At 72.0% G+C, this 26,515-nt stretch carries 25 protein-coding genes and 1 pseudogene; 19 read left to right on the forward strand and 7 right to left on the reverse strand.

Annotation, left to right across the window (positions count from 1 at the left end):
* Positions 1-22: 22 nt before the first annotated feature.
* Positions 23-2,134: a transglycosylase domain-containing protein gene (locus ACLQ22_RS25275; protein WP_425694494.1), complete on the forward strand. Its 2,112-nt coding sequence runs from the start codon at positions 23-25 to the stop codon at positions 2,132-2,134.
* A 138-nt stretch (positions 2,135-2,272) separates the two neighbouring features.
* Here ACLQ22_RS25275 and ACLQ22_RS25280 read toward each other — a convergent pair whose 3' ends face one another.
* Positions 2,273-3,766: an SDR family oxidoreductase gene (locus ACLQ22_RS25280; protein WP_425694495.1), complete on the reverse strand. Its 1,494-nt coding sequence runs from the start codon at positions 3,764-3,766 to the stop codon at positions 2,273-2,275.
* A 35-nt stretch (positions 3,767-3,801) separates the two neighbouring features.
* Between ACLQ22_RS25280 and glyA the strand changes: the two genes are divergently transcribed.
* The 13 genes from glyA (at position 3,802) to ACLQ22_RS25345 (ending at position 14,749) form a co-directional block, all read left to right on the forward strand.
* Positions 3,802-5,088 carry a serine hydroxymethyltransferase gene (gene glyA / locus ACLQ22_RS25285; protein WP_425694496.1) on the forward strand — a complete coding sequence of 429 codons (1,287 nt, stop codon included), beginning with the start codon at positions 3,802-3,804 and terminating at the stop codon, positions 5,086-5,088.
* The gene (locus tag ACLQ22_RS25290) at positions 5,085-5,516 is read left to right on the forward strand and encodes a hypothetical protein (protein WP_425694497.1); all 432 of its coding nucleotides are present in this window, start codon (positions 5,085-5,087) and stop codon (positions 5,514-5,516) included. The genes glyA and ACLQ22_RS25290 overlap by 4 nt, the downstream gene beginning before the upstream one ends.
* Before the next feature lie 164 nt (positions 5,517-5,680).
* Entirely contained in the window at positions 5,681-5,902 is a 222-nt protein-coding gene (locus tag ACLQ22_RS25295) for a hypothetical protein (RefSeq protein WP_121399596.1), read from the forward strand.
* A complete protein-coding gene (gene atpB, locus ACLQ22_RS25300; protein ID WP_357870797.1) occupies positions 5,903-6,724 on the forward strand; it encodes a F0F1 ATP synthase subunit A in 822 nt (273 codons plus the stop codon). It abuts the gene before it with no gap.
* A gap of 93 nt (positions 6,725-6,817) precedes the next feature.
* Entirely contained in the window at positions 6,818-7,045 is a 228-nt protein-coding gene (gene atpE, locus ACLQ22_RS25305; protein WP_121399594.1) for an ATP synthase F0 subunit C, read from the forward strand.
* 31 nt (positions 7,046-7,076) lie between these two features.
* Positions 7,077-7,607: a F0F1 ATP synthase subunit B gene (locus ACLQ22_RS25310; protein WP_425694498.1), complete on the forward strand. Its 531-nt coding sequence runs from the start codon at positions 7,077-7,079 to the stop codon at positions 7,605-7,607.
* Positions 7,607-8,428, forward strand: coding sequence for a F0F1 ATP synthase subunit delta (locus ACLQ22_RS25315; RefSeq protein WP_425694499.1), 822 nt, complete (start codon positions 7,607-7,609; stop codon positions 8,426-8,428). Before ACLQ22_RS25310 ends, ACLQ22_RS25315 begins: the two co-directional genes overlap by 1 nt.
* Positions 8,429-8,521: 93 nt before the next feature.
* Positions 8,522-10,177, forward strand: coding sequence for a F0F1 ATP synthase subunit alpha (gene atpA / locus ACLQ22_RS25320; protein WP_425694500.1), 1,656 nt, complete (start codon positions 8,522-8,524; stop codon positions 10,175-10,177).
* Between the two features lie 10 nt (positions 10,178-10,187).
* Positions 10,188-11,117: a F0F1 ATP synthase subunit gamma gene (locus tag ACLQ22_RS25325; protein WP_425694501.1), complete on the forward strand. Its 930-nt coding sequence runs from the start codon at positions 10,188-10,190 to the stop codon at positions 11,115-11,117.
* Entirely contained in the window at positions 11,117-12,553 is a 1,437-nt protein-coding gene (gene atpD / locus ACLQ22_RS25330) for a F0F1 ATP synthase subunit beta (RefSeq protein ID WP_425694502.1), read from the forward strand. The genes ACLQ22_RS25325 and atpD overlap by 1 nt, the downstream gene beginning before the upstream one ends.
* A gap of 211 nt (positions 12,554-12,764) precedes the next feature.
* Positions 12,765-13,907, forward strand: coding sequence for an LCP family protein (locus ACLQ22_RS25335; protein ID WP_425694503.1), 1,143 nt, complete (start codon positions 12,765-12,767; stop codon positions 13,905-13,907).
* Positions 13,908-13,996: 89 nt separating this feature from the next.
* On the forward strand, positions 13,997-14,281 hold the full coding sequence (locus ACLQ22_RS25340) for a F0F1 ATP synthase subunit epsilon (protein ID WP_121399587.1): 285 nt from the start codon (positions 13,997-13,999) through the stop codon (positions 14,279-14,281).
* Between the two features lie 12 nt (positions 14,282-14,293).
* Complete coding sequence (locus tag ACLQ22_RS25345) at positions 14,294-14,749, forward strand: DUF2550 domain-containing protein (RefSeq protein WP_366639271.1); 456 nt, start codon at positions 14,294-14,296, stop codon at positions 14,747-14,749.
* Between the two features lie 188 nt (positions 14,750-14,937).
* Here ACLQ22_RS25345 and ACLQ22_RS25350 read toward each other — a convergent pair whose 3' ends face one another.
* Entirely contained in the window at positions 14,938-15,510 is a 573-nt protein-coding gene (locus ACLQ22_RS25350) for a cob(I)yrinic acid a,c-diamide adenosyltransferase (RefSeq protein WP_425694504.1), read from the reverse strand.
* Between ACLQ22_RS25350 and murA the strand changes: the two genes are divergently transcribed.
* Positions 15,509-16,951: a UDP-N-acetylglucosamine 1-carboxyvinyltransferase gene (gene murA / locus ACLQ22_RS25355; RefSeq protein ID WP_425694505.1), complete on the forward strand. Its 1,443-nt coding sequence runs from the start codon at positions 15,509-15,511 to the stop codon at positions 16,949-16,951. The two genes, ACLQ22_RS25350 and murA, sit on opposite strands and share 2 nt — an antisense overlap.
* Before the next feature lie 143 nt (positions 16,952-17,094).
* The gene (locus tag ACLQ22_RS25360; protein ID WP_121399583.1) at positions 17,095-17,943 is read left to right on the forward strand and encodes a 3-hydroxyacyl-CoA dehydrogenase family protein; all 849 of its coding nucleotides are present in this window, start codon (positions 17,095-17,097) and stop codon (positions 17,941-17,943) included.
* Between the two features lie 33 nt (positions 17,944-17,976).
* Here ACLQ22_RS25360 and ACLQ22_RS25365 read toward each other — a convergent pair whose 3' ends face one another.
* On the reverse strand, positions 17,977-19,161 hold the full coding sequence (locus ACLQ22_RS25365) for an MFS transporter (protein ID WP_425694506.1): 1,185 nt from the start codon (positions 19,159-19,161) through the stop codon (positions 17,977-17,979).
* Positions 19,162-19,219: 58 nt separating this feature from the next.
* Between ACLQ22_RS25365 and ACLQ22_RS25370 the strand changes: the two genes are divergently transcribed.
* A complete protein-coding gene (locus tag ACLQ22_RS25370; RefSeq protein ID WP_425694507.1) occupies positions 19,220-20,173 on the forward strand; it encodes an ArsR/SmtB family transcription factor in 954 nt (317 codons plus the stop codon).
* A 43-nt stretch (positions 20,174-20,216) separates the two neighbouring features.
* Here the strand turns inward: ACLQ22_RS25370 and ACLQ22_RS25375 are convergent, their stop codons facing one another.
* Together ACLQ22_RS25375 and ACLQ22_RS25380 are read right to left on the reverse strand one after the other, a co-directional pair.
* The gene (locus tag ACLQ22_RS25375) at positions 20,217-21,062 is read right to left on the reverse strand and encodes an ABC transporter permease (protein ID WP_425694508.1); all 846 of its coding nucleotides are present in this window, start codon (positions 21,060-21,062) and stop codon (positions 20,217-20,219) included.
* Positions 21,059-21,907 (reverse strand): ABC transporter ATP-binding protein, encoded by an 849-nt coding sequence (locus tag ACLQ22_RS25380; RefSeq protein ID WP_425694509.1) that lies wholly within the window; start codon positions 21,905-21,907, stop codon positions 21,059-21,061. The genes ACLQ22_RS25375 and ACLQ22_RS25380 overlap by 4 nt, the downstream gene beginning before the upstream one ends.
* A gap of 150 nt (positions 21,908-22,057) precedes the next feature.
* On the opposite strand from ACLQ22_RS25380, the gene ACLQ22_RS25385 reads away from it, so the two are divergent.
* The gene (locus tag ACLQ22_RS25385) at positions 22,058-24,064 is read left to right on the forward strand and encodes a protein meaA (protein ID WP_425694510.1); all 2,007 of its coding nucleotides are present in this window, start codon (positions 22,058-22,060) and stop codon (positions 24,062-24,064) included.
* Between the two features lie 99 nt (positions 24,065-24,163).
* Here ACLQ22_RS25385 and ACLQ22_RS25390 read toward each other — a convergent pair whose 3' ends face one another.
* Together ACLQ22_RS25390 and ACLQ22_RS25395 are read right to left on the reverse strand one after the other, a co-directional pair.
* Positions 24,164-24,466: a DUF1540 domain-containing protein gene (locus tag ACLQ22_RS25390; protein ID WP_425694511.1), complete on the reverse strand. Its 303-nt coding sequence runs from the start codon at positions 24,464-24,466 to the stop codon at positions 24,164-24,166.
* A gap of 61 nt (positions 24,467-24,527) precedes the next feature.
* Entirely contained in the window at positions 24,528-25,457 is a 930-nt protein-coding gene (locus tag ACLQ22_RS25395; protein ID WP_425694512.1) for a polysaccharide deacetylase family protein, read from the reverse strand.
* 849 nt (positions 25,458-26,306) lie between these two features.
* On the opposite strand from ACLQ22_RS25395, the pseudogene ACLQ22_RS25400 reads away from it, so the two are divergent.
* Positions 26,307-26,515 (forward strand): annotated as a pseudogene (locus ACLQ22_RS25400) (hypothetical protein); the annotation flags it as partial.

The following is a 26,515-nucleotide window of genomic DNA, read 5'->3' on the forward strand; positions in this document are numbered from 1 at the left end:
CCGGCTCCTGCGGGGAGAGCTGATGACCCGGGCACGCCTCGACAAACTGTTCACCGTACTGATCGCCGGCGTGCTGGCCGGGCTGGCGCTCGCGGTGGCGGCCCTCCCGGCCGCGCTGGTCTTCGGCATCGGGTTCTCGGCGCTCGCCGCGCCGTACTCGGAACTGCCGAACACGCTGCGCACGCCGCCCACGCCCCAACGCTCGAACCTCTACGCCAACGACGGCACCACGCTGATCACCTCCTTCTACCAGGAGGACCGGGTGGACGTGCCGCTGGCCGACGTGGCGCCGGTGATGCGGCAGGCGGTCATCGCCGCCGAGGACACCCGGTTCCACGAGCACAGCGGGGTCGACCTCCGCGGCGTGGTGCGTGCCTTCACCGTCAACCGGGGGGCCGGCGAGACCCGGCAGGGCGCGTCCACGCTGACCATGCAGTACGTCCGCAACGTGCTCAGCAACGACCCCCGGCTGAGCGAGCGGCAGCGCGCCGCCGCCACCGAGCTGACCACCGCGCGCAAGATCCAGGAGATGCGGTACGCGCTGGCCCTGGAGCGGGAGCTGACCAAGGACGAGATCCTCGCCCGCTACCTCAACATCGCCTACTTCGGGGCGGGCGCGTACGGGGTGGCCGCCGCGAGCCGCCGCTACTTCTCGAAGCCGCCGGCGGAGCTCACCCTGGCCGAGGCGGCGCTGCTGGCCGGCCTGGTCCGCTCCCCGCACACCGACGACCCGATCAACGGCGACGCGGACGCCGCGCTCGCCCGCCGGGCGTACGTGCTGGACCGGCTGGTGGAGTCCGGGCAGGTCCCGGCCGAGGCGGCGGACCGGGCCCGGGCCGAGCAGTTGAAGCTGCGCCCCAGCCAGACGCCGAACGACTGCACGGCGGTGCCGGCGGAGCACAACGACTGGGGCCTCTTCTGCGACTGGTTCACCCGCTGGTGGAACGCCCAGCCGGCGTTCGGCGCGACGGTCGACGAGCGGCAGCTCACGCTGCGCCGGGGCGGGTTCTCCATCGTCTCCTCGCTCGACCCGGCGGTGCAGCGCGCCACCACCGAGCAGGTCCGCCGGATCTACTCGGTGGACGACCGCCGGGCGGCGCCGACGGCGGTGGTCCAGCCCGGCACGGGCCGGGTGCTCGCGATGGCGGTGAACCGGAACTACGGCGTGGCCGCCAACCCGGCCGGGCAGAAGAACCACCCGAACACGGTCAACCAGCTGGTGGCCGGGGGCGGGGCGATCGAGGGCTACCAGGCCGGCTCCACGTTCAAGGTCTTCACGATGCTGGCCGCGCTGGAGTCCGGGCTGCCGCTGAGCACGGAGTTCGACGCGCCGGAGCGGATCGTGACCGACTACTCGGCGAGCGGGGCGGCGAGCTGCGACGGGTACTGGTGCCCGCGCAACGCCACCGACCTGATGGACGGCCGGCACACCATGTGGACCGCCTTCGGCGAGTCGGTCAACACGTACTTCGCCTGGCTGACCGAGCGGGTCGGCGCGGACCGGGTGGTGGAGATGGCCGAGCGGCTCGGCATCGTCTTCCGTTCCGCGGACGACGCGCGGCTGGCCCGCCACGGCGCGCGCGAGTGGGGGCCGTTCACCCTGGGCGTCTCCGCCACCACCCCGCTCGACCTGGCCGGCGCGTACGCCGCCGTGGCGGCCGAGGGCTCGTGGTGCGCGCCGCTGCCGGTCGTCTCGATCGCCGACGCCGCCGGCCGCCCGGTGGCCGCCGCGCGGCCGCACTGCCGGCAGGCGGTGGACGCGGACGTGGCCCGGGCGGCGGCCGACGCGGCCCGCTGCGCGGTCGGCGACCAGTCGATGTACCGGGAGTGCGACGGCGGCACCGCGGAGGGGCTGCGCCGGCAGCTCGGCCGGCCGGTGGCGGGCAAGACGGGCAGCTCGGACGGGTACGCGACGGAGACCGTGGTCGCCTTCACCCCGCAGCTGGCGGTCGCCTCGATCGCCGCGAACCCCGACGACCCGCGCGACGCGGTCGGCCAGCGGGTGCAGGCGCAACTGGTCGAGGCGGTGGGGGAGGTGCTCGCCTTCGCGCTGCGCGACGAGCCGGTCCGCGACTTCGTGCCGCCGAGCGAGACGACCGCCTTCCGGCTCACCGGCGCCCGCGCCGGCAACTGACCCCGGAGCCGGTACCGGGCCCGCGCCGGCAACTGACCCCGGAGCCGGTACCGGGCCCGCGCCGGCGCTGGACACGCGCCGGCACCGGGCCCGCGCCGGCGACTGAACCGGCGGGCCGGCAACCGAGCCCCGCGTGCCTCAGCGGCGCGGGGAGGCGGCTACGGGCCGGCGGGCCGCCTGCTCCGCCTGGCGGGCGATGTTGCGGGCCATCCCGCCGAAGACCACCGCGTGGAAGGGCGCCACCGCGCCCCAGTACGCGTGCCCGGGCAGCCCGCGCGGCAGGAACACCGCCCGCTGCTGGTAACGGCTGCCCTCGCCGTCCACCCGGACCACCCGCATCTCCAGCCAGGCCCGGCCCGGCAGCCGCATCTCGGCGCGCAGCCGCAGCAGCTCGCCGGGCACGATCTCCTCCACCCGCCAGAAGTCCAGCGCCTCGCCGACCTGGAGGCGGTGCGGGTCGCGCCGGCCGCGGCGCAGCCCCACGCCGCCGATCAGCCGGTCCAGCCAGCCGCGCACCGACCAGGCCAGCGGGAACGAGTACCAGCCGTGCTCCCCGCCGACGCCCTCGACGACCCGCCACAGCTCCTCCGGCGGCGCGTGCACCGCCCGCTCGCGGACGTCGGTGTAGGCGGTCCCGCCGGACCACTCCGGGTCGCTGGGCAGCGGCTCGGCCGGCGCGTCGGGGCCGCTCGCGGTCGACCAGCGGGTCTCCACCTCGCCGTCGCGGACCTTCGTCAGGGCCGCCGCGACCGCCTGGTCGAAGCCGGTCAGCCCCTCCGGCGGGTCGGGCACGTACCCGGCGATGTCGTGCTCGTGGGCGACGGCCTCGTGGACCAGGCTCTCCACCAGCGGCCGGGCGATCGCGTTGGGCACCGGCGTGACGAGCCCGACCCAGTGCGAGGAGAGCGACGGCGTCAGCGGTCGCACCGGCACGATGGTCCGCCGGCGCAGCCCGGCCACCCGCGCGTACCGCTGCATCATGTCCTCGAAGGTGAGGATGTCCGGCCCGCCGATGTCGAAGGCGCGGTTGACCTCCGGCGGCAGGCTCGCGCAGCCGGCCAGGTAGCGCAGCACGTCCCGGACGGCGATGGGCTGGATCCGGTTGCGGACCCAGCGGGGGGTGACCATGGCCGGCAGCCGCTCGGTCAGGTAGCGCAACATCTCGAACGAGGCCGACCCGGACCCGATGATCACCGCCGCCCGCAGCACCGCCGTCGGCACCCCGCTGTCGAGCAGGATCCGCCCCACCTCGGCCCGCGAGCGCAGGTGCGCCGACGGGACCTCCGAGTCCGCCGCCGGCTCCGGCCCGCCCAGGTAGACGATCCGGCGTACGCCCGCGACCCGCGCGGCCTCGGCGAACCGGGTGGCGGCCTCCCGGTCGGCGACCTCGAAGCCGGCCTGGCCGAGCGAGTGCACCAGGTAGTAGGCGACGTCCACGCCCTCGAACGCGGCCGGCAGCGTCTCCGGCCGGCGCAGGTCGCCCTCGACGATCTCGGTCCGCGCCGCCCACGGCACGTCCCGCAGCCGTCCCGCCTTGCGGGCGAGGCAGCGCACCGTGTGCCCCTCGGCCAGCAGCCGGGGCGCCAGCCGCCCGCCGATGTAACCCGTCGCTCCGGTGACCAGGCATCTCACGGTCTCCAGTGTGCGGCCCAATAGACTCTGGCGCTGTGGCTACTGAGACGAGCACCTTCTGGGGGCCGGACTTCGACCAGCTCCGCGCGACCGACCCGGAGATCGCCGGGGTGGTGCTCGGCGAGCTGGACCGGCTCCGGGGCGGACTGCAACTGATCGCCAGCGAGAACCTCACCTCGCCGGCGGTGCTGGCCGCGCTCGGCTCGACCCTGACCAACAAGTACGCCGAGGGCTACCCGGGCCGGCGCTACTACGGCGGCTGCGCCGAGGTCGACCGGGCCGAGGAGATCGGCATTGCGCGGGCGAAGGAACTCTTCGGCGCCGAGCACGCCAACCTCCAGCCGCACTCGGGGGCGAGCGCCAACCTGGCCGCGTACGCCGCGCTGGTCCAGCCGGGGGACACGGTGCTCGCCATGGACCTGCCGCACGGCGGCCACCTCACCCACGGCAGCCGGGTCAACTTCTCCGGCAAGTGGTTCCACACGGTCGGCTACACCGTCCGCCGCGACACCGAGCTGATCGACTACGACGAGGTACGCGACCTCGCCCTCGCGCACCGGCCCAAGATGATCATCTGTGGCGCGACGGCGTACCCGCGGTTGATCGACTTCGCGCGGTTCCGCGAGATCGCCGACGAGGTCGGGGCGTACCTGATGGTCGACGCCGCGCACTTCATCGGGCTGGTCGCCGGGAAGGCCGTCCCGTCGCCGGTGCCGCACGCCGACGTCGTCTGCTTCACCACGCACAAGGTGCTGCGCGGGCCGCGCGGCGGCATGATCCTGTGCCGGGAGTCGCTGGCCCAGCGCATCGACAAGGCCGTCTTCCCGTTCACCCAGGGCGGCCCGCTGATGCACGTCGTCGCCGCCAAGGCGGTCGCGCTGCGGGAGGCCGCCCAGCCCGAGTTCCGGGCCTACGCCGACCGGGTGGTGGCCAACGCGCGGGCGCTCGCCGCCGGGCTGGCCGACGAGGGGATGCGCCCGGTCTCCGGGGGCACCGACACCCACCTCGCCCTGATCGACCTGCGCGAGGTCGGGGTGACGGGCGCGGACGCCGAGGCGCGCTGCGACGCCGCCACCATCACCCTGAACAAGAACGCGATCCCGTACGACCCGCAGAAGCCGATGGTCGCCTCGGGTATCCGGGTGGGCACCCCGAGCGTCACCACGCAGGGCATGCGCGAGCCGGAGATGCGGCAGGTGGCCTCGCTGATCGCCCGCGCCGTGCGCACCGATCCCGCCGCTCCCGGGGGCGCCGACACCCTCGCCGGGATCGCCGGCGAGGTCGCCGAGCTGGTCGCCGCCTTCCCGGCGTACCCCCGATGAGCGCGCCGCGCGCGGGCGAGCCGGGCGCCATCCGGGCCCGGCTGCCGCACCTACGCCTGCCGTTGCTGGCCTGCGCGGTCCTCGCGCTGGTCGCGGTCCCGGCCGCGGCGGTGCTGCGGGGCGCCACGGGCGCGGCCGGGGTGGCCGCCGGGATCGCGCTGGTCATCGCCAGCTACCTGGTCTCCGGCGTCTCGGTGGCCTGGGCGGACGCCGTAAACCCCCGGATGATCATGTCGGTCGGGCTGGTCACCTACGCCACGAAGATCGTGGTGCTCGGGGTGGTGATGGCCGCCGTGGCGGCCACCGGCTGGCCCGGCCTGCCGGACATGGGAGTGGCGATCATCGCGGCCGTGGTGGTCTGGACGGGCGCCCACCTGACGTGGGCCCTGCGTACGCCGCTGCCCACATTCGAGCGACGCGGTGAGTGAGCGTTCTGTCGGATCTGCGTCCGGCATTTCGGGCTGCCGCGGCGGGCCGCACGGGAGTAACCTGACCAACGACTTTCGCGCCCGCACCACGGCCCGCACGCTGTCCGCAGTGTGGGGGGTGCCGCACACTCCCGCGCGTCCCTGCTGATATTGTTCGCCACGTCATGGCCGAAGACCCACACCCCCGCAGGTCCGACGAGCACTCGTCGGAAGGCGTGGCAGGGGCCGTTCTGGGCTACCTCCTCGCCGGCATCGTGGTGTGGGGCTTCCTCGGGTGGTTGGCGGAGCGACTTCTCGATCTGCCCACCGGCGTCGGGGCCGCCGTCGGCATGATCTTCGGCGCGGCCGGAGCGATTTACCTGATCATGAAGAGGCTCAGTGCTTGAGTGCCAGCACGCGCGGGTCTGTCGAGTGCGGAGGATGACACGGTGAGTGGACAGCTCGTCGCCGCCGAGGGGCTTCCCTGGCCCCCCAGCGTCGGAGATTTCTACCCGCCGGACGTGGCTGGCCCCTGGGTCACCAAGTTCGGGATCATGGTCTGGCTCGCGGTCGCGTTGCTGATCATCTTCTTTATGCTCGCCTACCGGAAGCCCAAGCTGGTCCCCGGTAAGGCCCAGTGGTACGCGGAGTCGGTCTACGGCCTGGTCCGGGACAACATCGCCCGCGAGCAGATGGGCAACGCGGGCATCCGCTTCGCGCCCTACTTCACGGTGCTGTTCAGCTTCATCGTGCTGACCAACTTCTTCGCCATCGTGCCCGGCCTGCAGATCTCGCCCAACTCGCACATCGCCTTCCCGATCGTGCTCGCGTTGATCTCCTACGTGATGTACCTCTACATCGGCGCCCGCAAGCACGGCCTCGGCAAGTACCTCAAGATGAGCCTGATCATCCCGGGCGTGCCGTGGCCCATGCACATCCTGCTGATCCCGATCGAGTTCCTGCAGACGTTCATCGTCCGGCCGGTCACCCTGGCCCTGCGGCTCTTCGCCAACCTGTTCGCCGGCCACCTGCTGCTGCTGGTCTTCACCGTCGGCGGCTTCGTGATGCTGAACTCGAGCAGCCTGTTCATCCAGGTGACCTCGGTCTTCTCCTTCCTGATGGCGATCGTGATGGCCTTCTTCGAGGTCCTGGTCGCCGTGCTGCAGGCCTACGTCTTCGTCACGCTGAGCGCGAACTACATCGGAAGTTCGCTCGCCGACGAGCACTGATCGGGCTCGGCGGGCCGCCCGGCCCGACCAAGCTTCTGGTACCGACCCGCGTACGCGTGAGAACTCACGCGTCGAACAGGAGGAATACCCGCAATGACTGTTCTTGCCGAAATCGGCGGCAGCGTCAACACCATCGGCTACGGCCTCGCCGCCATCGGCCCCGGTATCGGTGTCGCCCTGGTCTTCGCGGCCTACATCCAGTCGAGCGCGCGTCAGCCGGAGTCCGCCGGCTACAACCGCACCTGGCTGGTCCTGGGCTTCGCCCTGGTCGAGGCGCTCGCACTCTTCGGCCTGGTGCTCGCCTTCGCCGTCCAGGGCTGACGAGAGCTCTCTCCCGACCCGGAGGTCTGACATGTTCATCGCCGCAGAAGGTGTGGAGCACAACCCGATCCTGCCCATCTGGCAGGAGATGGTCATCGGGACCATCGCCTTCGCCCTGCTCTGCTTCGTCCTGCTGAAGTTCGTCATGCCCCGCATGGAGGCGATGTACCAGGCGCGGGTCGACGCGATCGAGGGTGGCCTCAAGCGGGCCGAGGCCGCCCAGGCCGAGGCGAACCAGGTGCTGGAGCAGTACCGGGCCCAGCTCGCCGAGGTGCGTACCGAGGCGGCGCGGATCCGGGACGACGCCCGCGCCGACGCCGAGGGCATCCGCCAGGACATCCTTGCCAAGGCGCGGGAGGAGTCCGACCGGATCCTCGCCGCCGGCAAGGAGCAGCTCGCCGCCGAGCGGGCCACCATCGTGCGCGAGCTGCGCACGGAGGTCGGCACGCTCGCGGTCGACCTGGCCAGCAAGATCGTCGGGGAGTCCCTCGCCGACGAGGCGCGTCGCAAGGGCACCGTCGACCGGTTCCTGAGCAACCTCGAGAGCGCGGGGGCCCGCTGATGCAGGCCGCCAGCCGGGAGTCGTACAAGGTCGCGGTCGAGCACCTCGGCGCGTACGTCCGCGGCGCGGAGCCGTCGGCGGTGGCCACCACCGCCGGCGACATCCTCTCCGTCGCCGACCTGCTGCGGCGCGAACCGCGGCTGCGCCGCGCGCTCGCCGACCCGGCCCGCTCCGGGGCCGACCGTGCCGGGCTGCTCGGCGAGCTGCTGCGCGGCAAGGTCGGCGCCGAGGCGCTGGACCTGGTCGCCTCCCTGGTCGCCGGCCGCTGGTCGGTGCCGTCGGAACTGCTCAGCGCCACCGAGCAGTTGGGCATCGACGCGCTCCTGGCGAGTGCCGACTCCGCCGGCGAGCTGGGCGAGGTCGAGGACGAGCTGTTCCGCTTCGGGCAGGTCGTCGCCGGTTCGCCGCAGCTGTCCAGCGCGCTCTCCGACTCGGCGGTCCCCGCCGACCGGCGGGCCACGCTGGTCGACCAGTTGCTCGTCGGCAAGGCCCGGCCGATCACCGGCTACCTCATCGGGGTCGCGCTCGCCGGTTTCGGTGGACGCAACCTCTCCGGTGCGCTCAGCCGGCTGGTCGAGCTGGCCGCCGAGCGGCGGGACCGGCAGGTGGCGTACGTGACCGCCGCGGCCCCGTTGAGTGAAGAGGAGGAGCGCCGGCTGGGCGCAAGCCTCTCCGCGATATACGGTCGAGAGGTTTCCGTCAAGCAGACGGTGGACCCCTCGGTTCTCGGTGGCGTGAGCGTACGGGTCGGCTCCGACCTGTACGACGGCACCGTTCTGCGCCGCCTCAACGAGAGCCGCAACGCGCTCGCGAAGCGCTGAGGCGGCAGCGCCGCCCAGTGCCTGTGACATAGACGCCATTCGGACCGGTCGGTACTAGGTATCCCGGGCCCCTGATACTTAAGGAAGCAGAGGATGGCCGAGCTGACCATCTCGACGGAGGAGATCCGCGGCGCCCTGGAGCGCTACGTCTCCTCCTACTCGTCCGAACTCTCCCGCGAGGAGGTCGGCACCGTCGCCGACACCGGCGACGGCATCGCCCACGTCGAGGGTCTTCCCTCGACCATGACCAACGAGCTCCTGGAGTTCGAGGACGGCACCCTGGGTGTGGCGCTGAACCTCGACGTCCGGGAGATCGGTGTCGTCGTTCTCGGTGACTCCGCCAAGCTCGAAGAGGGCCAGCGCGTCAAGCGCACCGGCCGGGTGCTCTCCGTGCCGGTCGGCGACGCCTTCCTCGGCCGCGTGGTCAACGCGCTCGGCCAGCCGATCGACGGGCTCGGCGACATCGCCAACGAGGGCTTCCGTGAGCTGGAGCTCCAGGCCCCGAACGTGATGGCTCGGCAGTCCGTCGACGAGCCGCTGCAGACCGGCCTCAAGGCGGTCGACGCCATGACCCCGATCGGCCGCGGTCAGCGTCAGCTGATCATCGGCGACCGGAAGACCGGCAAGACCACCGTCGCGCTGGACACCATCCTCAACCAGCGGGACAACTGGCGCTCCGGCGACCCGAAGAAGCAGGTCCGCTGCATCTACGTCGCCATCGGCCAGAAGGCCTCCACGATCGCCTCGATCAAGGGCGTCCTGGAGGAGGCGGGCGCGATGGAGTACACGACCATCGTCGCCTCCCCGGCCTCCGACCCGGCCGGCTTCAAGTACCTCGCCCCCTACACCGGCTCGTCCATCGGGCAGCACTGGATGTACGGCGGCAAGCACGTCCTGATCGTCTTCGACGACCTGAGCAAGCAGGCCGAGGCGTACCGCGCCGTGTCCCTGCTGCTGCGTCGCCCGCCGGGCCGTGAGGCGTACCCGGGTGACGTCTTCTACCTGCACTCCCGCCTGCTGGAGCGCTGCGCGAAGCTCTCCGACGAGCTGGGCGGCGGATCGATGACCGGCCTGCCGATCATCGAGACGAAGGCCAACGACATCTCGGCCTTCATCCCGACCAACGTCATCTCCATCACCGACGGCCAGATCTTCCTGGAGACCGACCTGTTCAACCAGGGCGTCCGGCCGGCCATCAACGTCGGCACCTCGGTCTCCCGGGTCGGTGGCGCCGCGCAGGTGAAGCCGATGAAGAAGGTCGCCGGTTCGCTGCGGCTCAACCTGGCCCAGTTCCGCGAGCTGGAGGCGTTCGCCGCCTTCGCCTCCGACCTGGACAAGACCTCCCGCGCCCAGCTGGACCGCGGCGCCCGCCTGGTCGAGCTGCTCAAGCAGTCGAACTACGCGCCGTTCCCGGTGCAGGAGCAGGTCGTCTCGGTCTGGGCCGGCACCGAGGGCAAGCTGGACGACATCCCGGTCGGGGAGATCCGCCGCTTCGAGTCGGAGTTCCTCCAGTACCTGCGCCACAAGCACGAGGGTGTGCTGGCCAGCATCGCCGACCACCAGTGGAACGACGACATCATCGGCTCGCTCGACGCTGCCATCGCCGACTTCAAGCAGGTCTTCCTCGGCAAGTCCGACGAGCGGCGGATCAACGAGGCCCCGGCCTCGCCGCTGGAGGGTGACGAGAACCGCGAGACGGTGACCCGCTACCGGGACGGCGCGGGCGACCGCCCGGCCGAGAACCAGTAAGGGCTGATCCATGGCGGCCCAGGTACGCGTTCTTCGTCAACGGATCCGCTCGGCGAAGGGGATGAAGAAGATCACCAAGGCGATGGAGCTCGTGGCGACGAGCCGGATCGCCAAGGCCCAGGCCCGGGTGGAGGCGTCCCTGCCGTACGCCCAGGCGGTCACCGGTGTGCTCACGGCGCTGGCGTCCAACGCGCGGATCGACCACCCGCTGCTCACCCCGCGTCCGAAGGTGCGGCGGGCGGGTGTCCTGCTGGTCACCTCCGACCGTGGCCTCGCCGGCGGCTACAGCTCCAACGCCATCAAGATGGCCGAGTCGCTGATCGCCCGGCTGCGCGCCGACGGCAAGGAGCCGGTGCTCTACGTCATCGGACGCAAGGGTGTCGGGTTCTTCCGGTTCCGTGACCGGCCGATCGAGGCCAACTGGACCGGGTTCTCGGAGCAGCCGACCTTCGCCGACGCCCGCACCGTGGGCGAGACGCTGATCAAGGCGTTCACCGCCGGTGCGGACGACGTCGACGGCGGCGCCGGGGCGGACGGGGTGCTCGGGATCGACGAGTTGCACATCGTCTACACCGAGTTCCACTCCCTGATGACCCAGACCCCGGTCACCAAGGTCATCGGCCCGATGCAGGTGGAGGACCGGCCGCGCGCCGAGGGCGCGCTGCCGTCCTACGAGTTCGAGCCGGACGCGGAGGCGCTGCTCGACGCGCTGCTGCCGAAGTACATCAACACGCGGATCTACGCGGCGTTGCTGGAGTCGGCGGCGAGCGAGTCGGCGGCCCGTCGGCGGGCGATGAAGAGCGCCACCGACAACGCCGAAGAGATGATCGAGAAGTACACGCGTGAGATGAACTCGGCCCGCCAGGCCGGGATCACCCAGGAGATCAGCGAGATCGTCGGCGGCGCGAACGCGCTCGCCGCGTCGGGAAGTGAAGTGTGATGACTGCCCCAGTAGAGACCAAGACGGCCACGGGTCGCGTGGTCCGGGTCATCGGCCCGGTCGTCGACGCCGAGTTCCCGCGCGACGCCATGCCGGCCCTGTTCAACGCCCTGCACGTCAACGTGACGCTCTCCGGCGGCGAGAAGACGCTGACCCTGGAGGTCGCCCAGCACCTGGGTGACAACATGGTCCGCGCCATCTCGATGCAGCCGACCGACGGCCTGGTCCGCGGCACCGACGTGCGCGACACCGGCTCGCCGATCACCGTTCCGGTGGGCGACACGGTCAAGGGCCACGTGTTCAACGCGATCGGCGAGTGCCTCAACCTGACCGAGGGCGAGACGCTCCAGCCCGACGACCACTGGGGCATCCACCGCAAGGCCCCGGCCTTCGCGGACCTGGAGCCGAAGACCGAGATGCTGGAGACCGGCATCAAGGTCATCGACCTGCTCGCCCCGTACGTCAAGGGTGGCAAGATCGGCCTGTTCGGCGGTGCCGGCGTCGGCAAGACGGTGCTCATCCAGGAGATGATCACCCGTGTCGCCCGGAACTTCGGTGGCACCTCGGTCTTCGCCGGCGTGGGTGAGCGCACCCGCGAGGGCAACGACCTCATCGCCGAGATGACGGAGTCCGGCGTCATCGACAAGACCGCGCTGGTCTACGGCCAGATGGACGAGCCGCCGGGCACCCGGCTGCGGGTCGCCCTCTCCGCGCTGACCATGGCGGAGTACTTCCGCGACGTCAAGAAGCAGGAGGTGCTGCTCTTCATCGACAACATCTTCCGCTTCACCCAGGCGGGTTCGGAGGTCTCCACCCTGCTCGGCCGCATGCCGAGCGCGGTGGGTTACCAGCCGACCCTGGCCGACGAGATGGGCGAGCTCCAGGAGCGGATCACCTCCGTCCGGGGCCAGGCCATCACCTCGATGCAGGCGATCTACGTGCCGGCGGACGACTACACCGACCCCGCCCCGGCCACCACGTTCGCCCACCTCGACGCGACCACCAACCTGGAGCGGTCGATCTCCGACAAGGGCATCTACCCGGCCGTGGACCCGCTGGCGTCCTCGTCCCGGATCCTCGCCCCGGAGTTCGTCGGCGCCGAGCACTTCGCGGTGGCGACCGAGGTGAAGCGGATCCTGCAGAAGTACAAGGACCTGCAGGACATCATCGCCATCCTCGGTATCGAGGAGCTCTCCGAGGAAGACAAGATCACCGTGCAGCGCGCGCGGCGCATCGAGCGCTTCCTGTCGCAGAACACCTACGCGGCGGAGCAGTTCACCGGCGTGCCGGGCTCGACGGTCCCGATCCAGGAGACCATCGAGGCCTTCAAGAAGATCAGCGAGGGCGAGTACGACCACTTCCCCGAGCAGGCCTTCTTCATGTGCGGTGGTCTGGAGGACCTGGAGCGCAAGGCGGCGGAGCTGATGAAGGGCTGACCTGTCGGTCCTGACGAAAGGCCGCCCCGGCACTGCCGGGGCGGCCTTTCGTCCGTCTTCGGATCGGGTGATCGCGCCGCCCTGTTCCGCGTGGTCGGCGATCATGCCGGACGCGGGGTACCGTCGATCCGCCCACTCACCACGTGGGCGTCGATCCGCAACGAATCGGCTGCATGCGCCCGTCTCCTGATCGTGGGCGTGACGAACGGAGATGATCGTGGGTAAGGCCGACAAGGGCGGCGGCAAGCCGTCCAGGTGGTCGGGGGTGCCGCGCTGGGCCCGGGTCTGCACCGTGTTCGGTGCCGTCCTGATGCTGCTCAGCGGGGCCGTGCTGGTCGGCGCCGAGGCGCTGATGGCCCGTTACGAGGGGGCCGTCGGCAAGGCCGACCTCTTCGGCGACCAGGCCGCCGGGGCGAAGGAGCGCAAGAGCGACATCAAGGGCCCGCTCAACATCCTGCTGGTGGGCATCGACCCGCGCAACCCGGAGATGCCGCCGCTGGCCGACTCGGTGATGGTGCTGCACGTGCCGGCGGAGATGGACCGGGCCTACCTGTTCTCGATGCCGCGCGACCTCATCGTGGAGATCCCCGAGTTCAGCCGGGCGGAGTTCAGAGGCGGCACCGACCGGCTCAACGCGGCGATGTCGTACGGCAGCCGGGTGCCCGGCGGCAACCCGGACGCGGCCCGCGGCTTCGAGCTGCTGGCGACGACGGTGCAGAACGTCACCGGCATCACGCGCTTCGACGCCGGCGCGATCATCAACTTCAACGGCTTCAAGAAGATCGTCGACGCGATGGGCGGCGTCGACATGCACATCGAGCGCGAGGTGCGCTCCGAGCACCGCGAGCCGGACGGCAAGCACCGCAAGGGCAACCCGAACGGCGAGGGCTACGTCGGCCCGCAGGCGGTCTACAAGAAGGGCAACCAGCACCTCAGCGGCTGGCAGGCGCTCGACTACGTCCGCCAGCGCTACCCGAAGAACGGCGTCCCCGACGGCGACTACGGGCGGCAGCGGCACCAGCAGCAGTTCGTCAAGGCCATGGCCGGCCAGGCGTTCAGCGCCGACGTGGTGACCAACCCGGTCAAGCTGGACCGGGTGCTGCGGGCGGCCGGGCAGTCGCTCATCTTCAGCGGCCGGGGCAACAGCGTGGTCGACTTCGGCCTGGCCCTCAAGAACATCCGTCCGGAGACGATTCAGATGATCAAGCTGCCGGGCGGCTCGGTCATCGAGAACGGGGACTACCGGGGCGAGAAGTTCCAGCCCGCCGTGGACGACTTCTTCGCCGCGCTGCAGAAGGGGCAGCTCGACGCGTTCCTGCTGGAGCACCCCGACTTCCAGAACAAGGCGAAGTAGTCGTGGCGCAGGTCTCGCCACCCGCGTTGGGGACGGGTCGGCGGCACGACTAGACTTTCGACAATCCGCCGCCGCAGCAAGGAGACAGCGTGGCAAAGCAGCTTCACGTCGAGCTCGTAGCCGTCGAGGAGAAGGTCTGGTCCGGCGAGGCCGAGATGGTCGTCGCCCGCACGACCGAGGGCGAGCTGGGTGTGCTGGCGGGGCACGCGCCCCTGCTCGGCCAGCTTGCCGAGCCCGGCCAGGTGCGCATCAAGCTTCCCGGCGGCGAGCAGGTCTCCTACGAGGTGGCAGGTGGCTTCCTGTCGGTGACCGGCGAGGGCGTCACCGTCCTGGCCGAGAGCGCCACCCCGGTCTCCGCCGCGCAGAGCCGCTGAGCCGAAACGCCGATGGAGATCGTCGAAGGGATCGGAATCGGCGTCGCCGTCATCCTCGGCGCACTCCTGATCCTCTTCGCCCGGCGGGCCGTCGTCACCCGTAGCGGTGGCATCATCCGGCTCGGCGTCCGGACCTCCACGATGCTCGACGGCCGAGGCTGGTCTCCCGGCTTCGGCCGCTTCGTCGGCGACGAACTCCGCTGGTACCGGCTGTTCAGCTTCGCCATCCGCCCCACCCGGGTGCTCTCCCGCAAGGGGCTGGCCGTCGAGCGGCGGCGGCTGCCCGAGGGGCAGGAGCGCCTCTCGATGCCCGCCGACTGGGTCATCCTCCGCTGTACGAGTGACCACGCCCCGGTGGAGATCGCCATGGCCCGGTCCACCGTCACCGGGTTCCTCTCCTGGCTCGAGGCCGCCCCTCCGGGGGCGGTCTCGCCGCGTCTGGCCTCCCAGGACTGGCCCGCCGCCTGACTCGCGCCTCGCGGCGGGTGATTCCAGGGGTCCGTCTCGGTCCTCCGCGGCCACGAGTTCGACCTCGTGACGCCGGCTGTCCGGCGGCCAGCCCCCGCCGCGTGTAGCGGCGCTCAGATCGGGCACCCGGACCTCGACGTGGTGCGGCGTGCCCACCGGGGTCTCCGGTGGGCACGAGGGCCGCGTGGTCAGCGGTTACCGCCCGGCACCCATAGCACATCTCCGTCCGGATTTGCCGTTCTTGACAGGATAAAGAGCAGATCGGAAAGCCGGTTGAGATACTTTGCCGGGAGCGCGCTGGTCCGCTCGGGGTCGTGCGCGACCAGGGCCCACGCCGCCCGCTCGGCGCGTCGGGCGACCGTCCGCGCCACGTGCAGCAGCGCCGCACCCGCGGTGCCGCCGGGGAGGATGAAGGAGTCGAGCTTGCTCAGGCGTGCGTTGTACTCGTCGCACCAGCCCTCCAGACGCTCGACGTACGCCTCGGTGACCCGCAGCGGCGGGTACTTCGGATCGGGTTCGACCGGGGTGGCCAGGTCGGCGCCCACGTCGAACATGTCGTTCTGGATCGACGCCAGGACGGCCCGCAGCTCGTCGTCGAGCTGCCCCAGGGCGAGCGCCACGCCGATCGCGGCGTTGCACTCGTCGACGTCCGCGTACGCGGAGATGCGCGGATCGGTCTTCGGCACCTGCTCGTTGTTGCTCAGCCTGGTCATGCCGGCATCGCCGGCCTTGGTGTAGATGCGCGTGAGGTGGACGGCCATGACGCACAGCCTACGGATACCGGACCTGACGATCCCGGAGCGTCCGGGCGGCACCGCCGTCCGGACGGCGGGGGTGGGGCCCGGCGACGCCGGTGACCCGGCGGTCCACGACCTCGACGTCATCCGGGTGCGCGGCGACGCGCGCCTGGCCGGCTCGGTGCACGTCGTGGGCGCCAAGAACTCGGCGCTGAAGCTGATGGCCGCCGCGCTGCTCGCGCCGGGCCGCAGCGTGATCACCAACGTGCCCCGGATCACCGACATCGCGATCATGGGCGAGGTGCTCCGCCGGCTCGGCTGCGGCGTCCGGTTCGACGTCGACGACCCGGTCGACCCGATGGTCGCGTACGGCGGGGTGGCCCGGTCCCGGTCGGTCGTCATCGACGTGCCCGAGCAGCCCGGCGCCGAGGCGGACTACGACCTCGTACGCCGGCTGCGCGCCTCGATCTGCGTGCTGGGCCCGCTGCTGGCCCGCCGGGGGCACGTGCGGGTGGCCCACCCGGGCGGCGACGCCATCGGCTCGCGGGGCCTGGACATGCACGTCTCCGGGCTGACCCGGATGGGCGCCGAGATCTCCGGGGAGCACGGCTTCGTGATCGCGTCGGCGCCGCACGGGCTGCACGGCGCGGAGATCGTGCTCGACTTCCCCAGCGTCGGGGCGACCGAGAACCTGGTCATGGCGGCGGTGCTGGCCCGGGGGCCGAGCGTCATCGACAACGCCGCCCGGGAGCCGGAGATCGTCGACATCTGCACGATGCTCAACCAGATGGGTGCCCGGATCTCCGGCGCCGGCACCTCCACCCTGCACATCGAGGGGGTGCCGGGGCTGCGGCCGGTGCGGCACGCCACGGTGGGGGACCGGATCGTCGCCGGCACCTGGGCGTTCGGCGCGGCGATGACCCGGGGGGACGTCACCGTGACCGGGGTCGAGCCGGCGTTCCTGGAGGTCGCGCTCGACAAGCTGGTCTCCGCCGGGGGCCTGGTCGAGACCCGGGGCGACGCGTTCCGGATCCGGATGGACGACCGGCCGAAGGCCGTGGACGTCGTCACGCTGCCGTACCCGGGCTTCGCCACCGACCTGCTGCCGATGGCGATCGGGCTGGCGGCGGTCAGCGACGGGGCCTCCCTGATCACCGAGAACATCTTCGACGGCCGGTTCATGTTCGCCAACGAGATGATGCGGCTGGGCGCGGACATCAAGACCGACGGCCACCACGCCGTGGTCCGGGGCCGGGACCGGCTCTCCGGCGCGCCCGTCCGCGCCACCGACATCCGGGCCGGCGCCGGGCTGATCATCGCCGGGCTCTGCGCCGAGGGGGTCACCGAGGTCTCCCACGTGCACCACGTGGACCGGGGCTACCCGGACTTCGCGGCCGACCTGCGCGCGCTCGGGGTCGAGGTGGAGCGGGGCACCGCACCGGAGGAGCCGGACCTCACCATCTGAGCGCGCCGCGCCCGACCGGCACCTCGCCCGCCGAGGCGCGGGGACCCCGCCCGGGCCGTCACCTTCGGCCACACGCCTTAGCATCCGTTCAGGCTCGCCGACTAGGGTGCTGGCAGACACTCAATCAGGCGAGGGAGAAGCAGATGGCGGGTCGACTCGCGGTCGTCGGGGCCGGGCTGATGGGCTCGGGCATCGCCCAGGTGGCGGCGCAGGCGGGCTGGCAGGTGACGCTGCGGGACCTGGACGACGCGGCCACCGGGCGGGGCATGGACGGCATCCGGAAGTCGCTGACCAAGTTCGCCGAGAAGGGCAGGATCGAGGCGTCCGAGGTCGAGGCGGCGCTGGGTCGGATCACCCCGACCACCGACCTGGAGGCGGCGGCCGACGCGGACATCGTGGTCGAGGCGGTCTTCGAGCGGCTGGAGATCAAGCACGAGGTGTTCCGCGCGCTGGACAAGATCTGCAAGGCCGACGCGGTGCTCGCGACCAACACGTCGGCCATCCCGGTGACGCAGATCGCCGCGGTGACCGAGCGCCCGGAGGCGGTCGTCGGCACCCACTTCTTCTCGCCGGTGCCGATGATGAAGCTCTGTGAGCTGGTGCGCGGCTACAAGACCAGCGACGAGACCCTGGCCACGGCGAAGTCGTTCGCCGAGGAGATCGGCAAGACCGTCGTGGTGGTCAACCGGGACATCGCGGGCTTCGTCACCACCCGGCTGATCGCGGCCCTGGTCGTCGAGGCGGTCAAGCTCGTCGAGTCGGGCGTGGTGTCGGCCGAGGACCTGGACACCGCCTGCCGGCTCGGCTTCGGCCACGCCATGGGCCCGCTGGCCACCACGGACCTGACCGGCGTGGACGTGCTGCTGCACGCCTCGAAGAACATCTACACCGACACGGCGGACGAGAAGTTCTTCCCGCCGGAGCTGCTTCAGCGCATGGTCACCGCGGGCGACCTCGGCCGCAAGAGCGGCAAGGGCTTCTACACGTACTGACGGGCAGCCGGGGGCGCGACGTCCCCCGGCCGCTCAGCGGACCGCCTCCACCGGCGCGGGGGCGGTCCGCCGCAGCCCGGCGGTGAGCATCAGCGTGGCCGCCAGCGCCGCCGCGGCGAGCAGCGCGACGGCCCAGCCCGCCGGGACCAGGTCCGCGACCGTGCCGGCGAGCACGGCACACAGCGCCTGCGAGGCCAGCATCCCGTTGTGGTGCAGGCCCAGCACTTGGCCCCGGACCTCGGCGGGGGAGTGGGCGATCAGCCGCTCCTGCAACGGCAGCCCGGCGGCGAAGCCCACCGAGGCGGCGACCGCGACCAGCATGGCCAGCGGCAGCACCGGCGACAGCACGAAGGCCAGGTAGGGCAGGACGAGCAGCAGCCGCAGGGCGGGGACCAGCCGGTCCCGCCGGGCCGGCGGCAGGAACCGCCCCACCACGATGTCGCCCACCAGCATGCCGAGGGCCGCGGCGGCGTAGAGGAAGCCGGCCCGGTCCCCGGCGTACGGCACGAACAGCGCCTCGCAGCCGACGACCAGGCCGCCCGGCAGCCACAGGTTGAGCAGGAGCGAGCGGCGGCCGGGATCCGTCCACAGTTCCCGGTTCACCCGCAGCGTGCGCCCGACCGTCGTCCGGGCGGTGGTCCGGGCCGGGCGCTCCGAGATCCCGAACCACCCGACGGCCGCCGCCACCGCGCGCAGTACCGCCGCGAGCAGGAACACCTCGTACGGGTCCAGCCAGACCAACAGGACGCCGCCCAGCCCGAAGCCGGCGATCTGCATCGCCCCGACGCTCGTGTTCATGGTGGACCTGCCCAGCACGTATGCGTCGGCCGGCAGGATGTCGGTGAGCAGCGCCCACCGGGCCCCGGACGTGATCGAGCCGACGTACGCGCCGGTGAAGATGATCGCGAACCGGGCCCACAGCGGCAGGCCGGGCACGGCCTGGAGTGCCGCCCCGGCGGCGACCAGCACGGCGGCGAGGGTCAGCGAGCGGCGGGGCGGCAGGCTGTCCGCGGCCGACAGCAACGTCAGGCTGCCGAGCACGCCGGCGAGTGGCGCGCCGAACATGCTCAGCGCGGTGAGCAGCGCCGAGCCGGTCGACGCGTAGGTCAGCGAGCCCAGCGCCAGTGCCGACGTCGTGTGCGCCGCGATCCCCGCGCAGTTCGCCAGGAACAGGTTACGGAACTCCCGGACCGCGAACAGGTCTGCGTACGTTCTCACGGGCACGAGCGTGTGGGGTGCCGGGTGGATCTCCTAGAGTTACGTCTGGAGGCGAAACATGGCCGTCTGGCAGGTACCGTCGGATCTCCTCGCGCGCAGCCGCTTCACGGTCTCGCCGATGGTCGACACGGTCGCCGCGCTGCGTGCGCTGTACCACCCGCGTAACCCGTGGCAGCGGGCCTGGCGGGAGCCGCACGTCGCGGCGTTCCTACGGATGCTGGCCGGTCGGCCGGTGGCCCGGGCGCTGCTGCCCGCGTCGTTCCACCCCCGGTGGACCGCGGACTTCCTCACCGTCGCGCCCGCCTCGCCGGAACCGACGTTCGCGGCGGAGCTGGCGGCCGTCGGGCGGTTCTCCGACGAGCGGATCCGGACCGACCTGCGCGCCACCCGCCCGGAGCCGCTCGCCGCCGAGTTGCTGGCCGACGGCCTCACCGGGCAGGTCGTGGAGCTCCTCGACTGGGTCTGGACGCACACCGTCGAGCCGGAGTGGCCGGAGCGGGAACGCCGGCTGCGGGCGGACATCGTGGCCCGCACCGCCGCGCTGAGCACGGGCGGCTGGGCCGGGGTGTTCGCCGACCTCAACCGCAACGTGCGCTGGCTGGGCGACGGCCGGCTCCAGGTCAACGACTACCCGGAGCCGCCGCTGTCGCTGGACGAGGCCGAGCAACTCGTCTTCCTCCCCGCACACTGCCGTCGGGGCTGGGTGGTCTGGGACAGGCCGACCCGGTTCGGCATGGTGTATCCGGTGCGCGGGATCCTGGTCGATCCCACCTCACCGGCACCCGACGGGCTCGCCCGGTTGATCGGCGCGAACCGGGCCGACATCCTGGCCAGGCTGGACACGCCGCTGAGCACCTCGCAGCTCGGGGTGGTGACCGGGCTGTCCCTCGGCACGGTGAGCGGCCACCTGCGGGTGCTGCTGGACGCGGGCGCCGTCGGCAAGCGGCGGTCCGGGCGTGAGGTGCTCTACTGGCGTACGCCGCTCGGCGACGCGCTCACCGCCGGCGGTTGAGCGGGGTCGCCCGGCCGCCGGCGGTGCGGGCCGCCCGTCCGGGTCAGCCGTCGCGCTTGGTCGTCCAGCGGAACGTGGTCAGGCAGAGCACCAGGCCGATCACGCACCACGCGACGAGGACCAGGGCGACCCGGTCCAGCTCGAACGAGCCGCCGGGCTCGCGGGCGCCGAAAGCCTCCGGCAGGAAGACCGAGCGCAGGCCCTGGCACATCCACTTCAGCGGGAAGAGCGCCGCCACCTGCTGCATCCAGGTCGGCAGCTCGGTGAAGACGAAGAACACGCCGGAGATGAACTGGAGCACCAGCGCGACCGGGGTGACCACCGCTGAGCCGCTGCGGGCGGTGCGGGCCAGCGACGAGATGGCGATGCCGCAGAGCGTGCAGGCGGTGACGCCGAGCACCGACACCCAGCCGAAGGTCAGCCACTTCGCGGCGGTGCCGGGCAGCTCCAGGTCGAACAGCGCCACCGAGACCGCGAGCAGCAGCACCGTCTCGGCGATGCCGATCGCCACCACCATGATCACCTTGCCGGCGAACCAGACCCACTTCGGCATCGGCGTGCCCCGGTAGCGCTTGAGCACCCCCCGGTCCCGCTCGATCGGGATCCAGATGCCCAGGTTCTGGAAGCTCACCGTCATCAGGCCGGTGGCGATCATGCCGGTGATGAAGTACTGGGTGTAGCTGACCCCGGGGGCGATCTCGTCGTCGAAGATCGCCGCGAAGATCAGGATCATGATGACCGGGAAGCCCATCGTGAAGACGACGGACTCCCGGCTGCGCAGGAACTGGGTGATCTCCAGCCGGCTCTGCCGCAGGCTGAGGGCGACCGGACCGGGCCGCCGGGCCGGTGCCGTGGTGGCCGGCGCGGCCGGCTTCGTCGTGGTGGTCATCGGTGTCCGATCATCCGCAGGTAGATGTCCTCCAGGGTCGGCCGGGTCACCGTCAGGCCCGGGACCTCGCCGCCGCAGCGCGCGGCCAGCTCCGCCACCAGCGCCGTCGGCGTCGCGCTCTCCACCGTCTCCCGCGCCCCCTCCGGCGTACGCCAGGAGACCGTCGCCAGGGCCTCCCGCCGGTTGCCCAGATGGTCGGGGGTGGCGACCTCGACCACCCGGCCGCCCGCGATCACGCCGACCCGGTCGGCCAGCGCCTCGGCCTCGTCGAGGTAGTGGGTGGTGAGCACGATGGTGGTGCCGGCGGCGGCCAGGTCGCGGATCAGGTCCCAGAACTCCCGGCGCGCCTCCGGGTCGAAACCGGTGGTCGGCTCGTCGAGGAAGAGCAGCTCGGGGCGGCCGACGATGCCGAGCGCCACGTCGAGCCGGCGCTTCTGCCCGCCGGAGAGGGTGTGCGTGCGGGCCTTCGCCTTGCCGGCCAGCCCCACCCGCTCGATGACCTTGTCCGGGTCGTCGGCGTCGGCGTAAAAGCCGGCGAAGTGGCGCACCACCTCGGCGACCGTCAGCTCGTCGAACTCGCCGGTGCCCTGGAGCACGATGCCCACCCGCGACCGCCAGTCCGGGGCCGGACGCGCCGGGTCGCTGCCGAGGACGTCGACGTCGCCGGCGTCGCGCCGCCGGTAGCCCTCCAGGATCTCCACGGTGGTCGTCTTGCCGGCGCCGTTGGGGCCGAGGAGGGCGAAGACCTCGCCGCGGTGGACGTCGAGATCCACGCCCGCCACGGCGACGTTGTCCCCGTACGCCTTGCGCAGCCCTCGCACGGAGATCGCCAGCTCGTCATGCATGCGTCAAGTGTGCGACCTGGTCGCCGCGGCGGGCCGGCCGGGGTGTGGTGGTCGCGCCCATGTCGGGCGCTTCGCACCCGGGTTTCCGCTCCATGGAGCTGTGTGGTTTTCCACAGCTCTGGTGACTGAACGGTAACTTAGACTCCCGCCATGGACGAGAAGGCTCTCCCCGGCCGGCTGCCCGAGCGCGACCGCCCCTGGGTGATGCGCACCTACGCCGGGCACAGCTCGGCCGCGGCGACCAACGCGCTCTTCCGCCGCAACCTGGCGAAGGGGCAGACCGGGCTGTCGGTCGCCTTCGACCTGCCGACGCAGACCGGCTACGACCCCGACCACGAACTCGCCGCCGGCGAGGTGGGCCGGGTGGGCGTACCGGTGGCGCACCTCGGCGACATGCGGGCCCTCTTCGACGGCATCCCGCTGGCCGACATGAACACGTCCATGACCATCAACGCGCCGGCGATGTGGCTGCTCGCCCTCTACGGCACCGTCGGCGAGGAGCAGGGCGCGGAGCTGTCCCGCTGCGCCGGCACCACGCAGAACGACATCATCAAGGAGTACCTCTCCCGGGGCACCCACATCTTCCCGCCGGCGGCGTCGCTGCGGCTGACCGCCGACGTCGTCGCGTACGCGCTGCGCGAGATGCCGCGCTGGAACCCGGTGAACATCTGCTCGTACCACCTCCAGGAGGCCGGCGCGACGCCGGTGCAGGAGGTCGGCTTCGCGCTCTCCACCGCCGTCGCGGTGCTCGACGCGGTCCGTGACTCGGGGCAGGTGCCCGCCGAGCGGATGGGCGACGTCGTGCAGCGGATCTCCTTCTTCGTCAACGCCGGGGTGCGCTTCGTCGAGGAGATCGCCAAGATGCGCGCCTTCGGAACGCTCTGGGACGAGATCACCCGCGAGCGCTACGGGGTGCAGGACCCGAAGCAGCGGCGGTTCCGCTACGGCGTGCAGGTCAACTCGCTGGGCCTGACCGAGGCGCAGCCGGAGAACAACATCCAGCGCATCGTGCTGGAGATGCTCGGCGTGACCCTCTCCCGGGACGCCCGGGCCCGCGCCGTCCAGCTGCCCGCCTGGAACGAGGCGCTCGGGCTGCCCCGGCCGTGGGACCAGCAGTGGTCGCTGCGGATGCAGCAGGTGCTCGCGTACGAGTCGGACCTGCTGGAGTACCCGGATCTCTTCGCCGGCTCGCACGTGATGACCGCGCTGGTCGAGGAGATCGTCACCGGGGCCCGGGTCGAGCTGGAGAAGGTGCTGGAGATGGGCGGCGTCGTCGCGGCCGTCGAGACGGGCTACCTCAAGAGCGCGCTGGTCGCCTCGCTGGCCGAGCGGCGCCGCCGGATCGAGTCCGGCGCCGACGTGGTGGTCGGCGTCAACCGGTTCACCGAGACCGAGCCGTCGCCGCTGACCGCCGCCGGCGCCGAGTCGGTCGAGCAGGTCGACCCGGCCGTCGAGGCGGCGGCCACGGCCTCCGTACGCCGGTGGCGGGCCGGTCGGGACGACGCGGCGGTCGACGCGGCGCTGGCCCGGCTGCACGCGGACGCCGCGACCACGACGAACCTGATGCCGGCGACGCTGGAGTGCGTGCGGGCCGGGGTGACCACCGGCGAGTGGGCCGGCGCGCTGCGCCGGGTCTTCGGCGAGTACCGGGCGCCCACCGGCCTGACCGGCGCCGCCGGGGCCGGCGGGGACGCCACCCTGGCCGCCGTCCGGGAGCGCGTCGCCGCCACCGCCCGCGAGCTGGGCAGCGGCCGGCTGCGGCTGCTCGTCGGCAAGCCCGGCCTCGACGGGCACTCCAACGGCGCGGAGCAGATCGCGGTACGCGCCCGCGACGCCGGCTTCGAGGTGGTCTACCAGGGCATCCGGCTGACCGCCGGGCAGATCGTCGCCGCCGCCGTGGAGGAGGACGTGGACCTGGTCGGCCTCTCGGTGCTCTCCGGCTCGCACCTGGCGGCGGTGCCGGCGGTGCTGGACGGCCTGCGCGCCGCCGGCCGGCCGGACCTGCCGGTGGTGGTCGGCGGGATCATCCCCGCCGGCGACGCGGAGCAGCTCCGCGCCGCCGGGGTGGCCCGGGTCTTCACACCGAAGGACTTCGCCCTGACCGGGATCATCGACGAACTGGTCACCGTGGTGCGGGAGGCCAACGGCCTGCGCTGAAGGAAGGCCCCCGGCGAGGACGTGCGTCGCCAGGGGCCTGTCCGTCGAGCGGTGCGCCTCGCCGGGGGTACGCGCCGACCCGGCGCGCCCCGGGCGCGGTCAGCGGCTGACGTAGGTCATGCAGTCGGCCATGTCGTTGTCGGGGCCGACCTTGATCGACGGCGCGTGGCACTCCAGCTGCTCGTTGTGCTGGCAGTCCGCGCGCTGACAGGCACCGACCTGCGCTGTCATGCCGCCGTCCACCCCGCCACGGACCGCCGGCATCTCGATGAAGGTGTGGCAGTGCGCGTGGTCCGGGCTGCCGATGGTGATGGCGAAGGCGTGGCAGTCGTTGGTGTGGTTGTACGAGCACGCCGCCACGACACATTCCTGGACGCGGGGCATCTCCACTGCTGCGGTCACGGTGACCTCCTATAGAGTCGTGCCCCGATTTTAGGCTTTTGCGGGTTTTGCCGAGTCTGGTTCAGCCCACTCCGAGAACCTCCGACAACGGGGCCGGCTCAAGACCGCGCTCCGCCAGCCCGGCCAGGATGTGCGGCAGCGCCTCGTCCGTCATCGGCGCGTTCGCCTCCGTCACGTGCAGGACGATCACCGAGCCGGGACGCACCCCGTCCAGCGAGGCGCGCACCACCGGCCGCCAGGACTTCGCGAACGGGTCGCCGCTGACCACGTCGCCGTCCACCACCGTCACCCCCAGCGGGGCCAGCGCGGCCAGCGCCCTACGGTCGTGGCACAGCCCAGGGAAGCGGAAGTACCGGGTCTGCCGCCCCCCGTACGCGGCCACCACGTCGAACGTCCGGGCCACGTCGGCGGTCATCTCGCGCTCCGCGATGCGGGGCAGGCCGTAGCAGTCCGGGGTGAAGGCCAGGTGCCCGTACGTGTGGTTGGCCAGCTCGAAGCGCGGGTTCGCGGCGAGCCGGCGGGTCACGTCCGGGTACTGCTCGACCCACTTGCCGGTGAGGAAGAAGGTGGCCGGCACCCGTTCCCGCTCCAGCAGGTCGATGATCTTCAGGTTCGCGTACGACCGCACCGCACCGCTGCGCAGCTGGTACCGCATCGCGTCCGTCATGTCGGCGTCGAAGGTGAGCGCCACCTTGTTCCCCGTACGCGGCCCGTGGTCGACGACGGGCGGCCTGGTCCCGACCGGAGTCGCGCCGGGGACCGTCGCCGCGGGCGCGGTGGGGTCAGTGGCCGTCGGCTGCGGGGCGGTGGGGCCCGAGGTCGTCGGTCGCGGGGCGGGCGAGGTCTGCGGGGCTCGGCCCCCTGCCGCGACGCGGACGATGCCGGCGTTGGCCGGCGCACGCACCGGCGCCGGGGCGGCGAGGAGGGCCGCGGCAGCGACCACGGCGGCGACGGTAGCGACGAGCGGAACGCGGGGGATCTTCACGTGCACCGGGAGATGATGTCAGCGCCCGGGGGTTCTTGTGTGCCCACTCTCGCGCCCGTCCGCTGCGGGACCCGGTGCGACGCGGTCCGACGAGCGTGGCTTGGCGTGCCCACCGCCGCCGTGTCGATCATGCAGTTGTGCTGGTGCTGTGTCCTGAATTGCGCCTTATGGGGCGTCGCAACTGCATGCCCGCCTGCCCGCCTGCCCGCTCGGGTGCCCGCCCGCCCGCTCGGGTGCCCGCCCGCCCGCTCAGGTGCCCGCCTGCCCGGGTGCTCGGGTGCTCGGGAGATCTTGGTAGGTAAGCGCCCTTTGGGGGGCCGTTACCTACCAAGATCTCGGACGTGCGGGCGGATCCGGTGCGTCGCTTGTCCGGTTTCGGGGGTTGTTGGTCGGTGGGTGTCGGTGATTGATCGCCTTGGGTGCGCGCTATGAGGCGGGTGTCCGGTTCGGGGGTGTGATCGGGGGCATCGTGGGGGCGGAATCGTGGCGGGGGTGGGGTCGTTACACCCTGCGTACGACCGAGCAAGGCAAGGCCGCGCCGCCCGATGGGATGGTGTGGCGGGGCCCGGAATGATGGCGGGCCGGCGGTCGTTACACATGGTCCGGCCGACGTGAGGGCATCCCCCCGCCCCGCGCAAGCCAACGTGAGGGCGTCCTCCGCCCCGCGAAACAGCCGGCCTCTTCCGGGCATCGGGCCGGTAGGGCCGATCTGATCTTTCCTTCGGTGTGATGCCGGAGATCCCTCCAGTTCCGCTGGAGTTTCCCCCTTGCAGTTCATGGGCGCCGGACGGTGCTTGCATCCGCGTAGCCGATCCCCCTCGGTGCGGGTGCCAACCCCCGAATGGAGCGTTTCTGATGAACATGATTCTGCGTAAGAGCGTTCTTGGTGTTGCTGGTCTGGCGTTTGCCGGTGGCGTGTTCGCCGGTCCCGCGACTGCCCAGGCGGCTCCGTCGGTGCAGTCGGCGGCTCCGATCGCCGCTGTGGCGGTGGCGGCGGACAAGCCGGACATGGGCGTGCTGGTGCCGCATGGTGTGCAGGGTGCGCAGTCGCGTATCGACCTGTC

The organism is Micromonospora sp. DT178, from assembly GCF_049841695.1.
Classification (GTDB): domain Bacteria; phylum Actinomycetota; class Actinomycetes; order Mycobacteriales; family Micromonosporaceae; genus Micromonospora.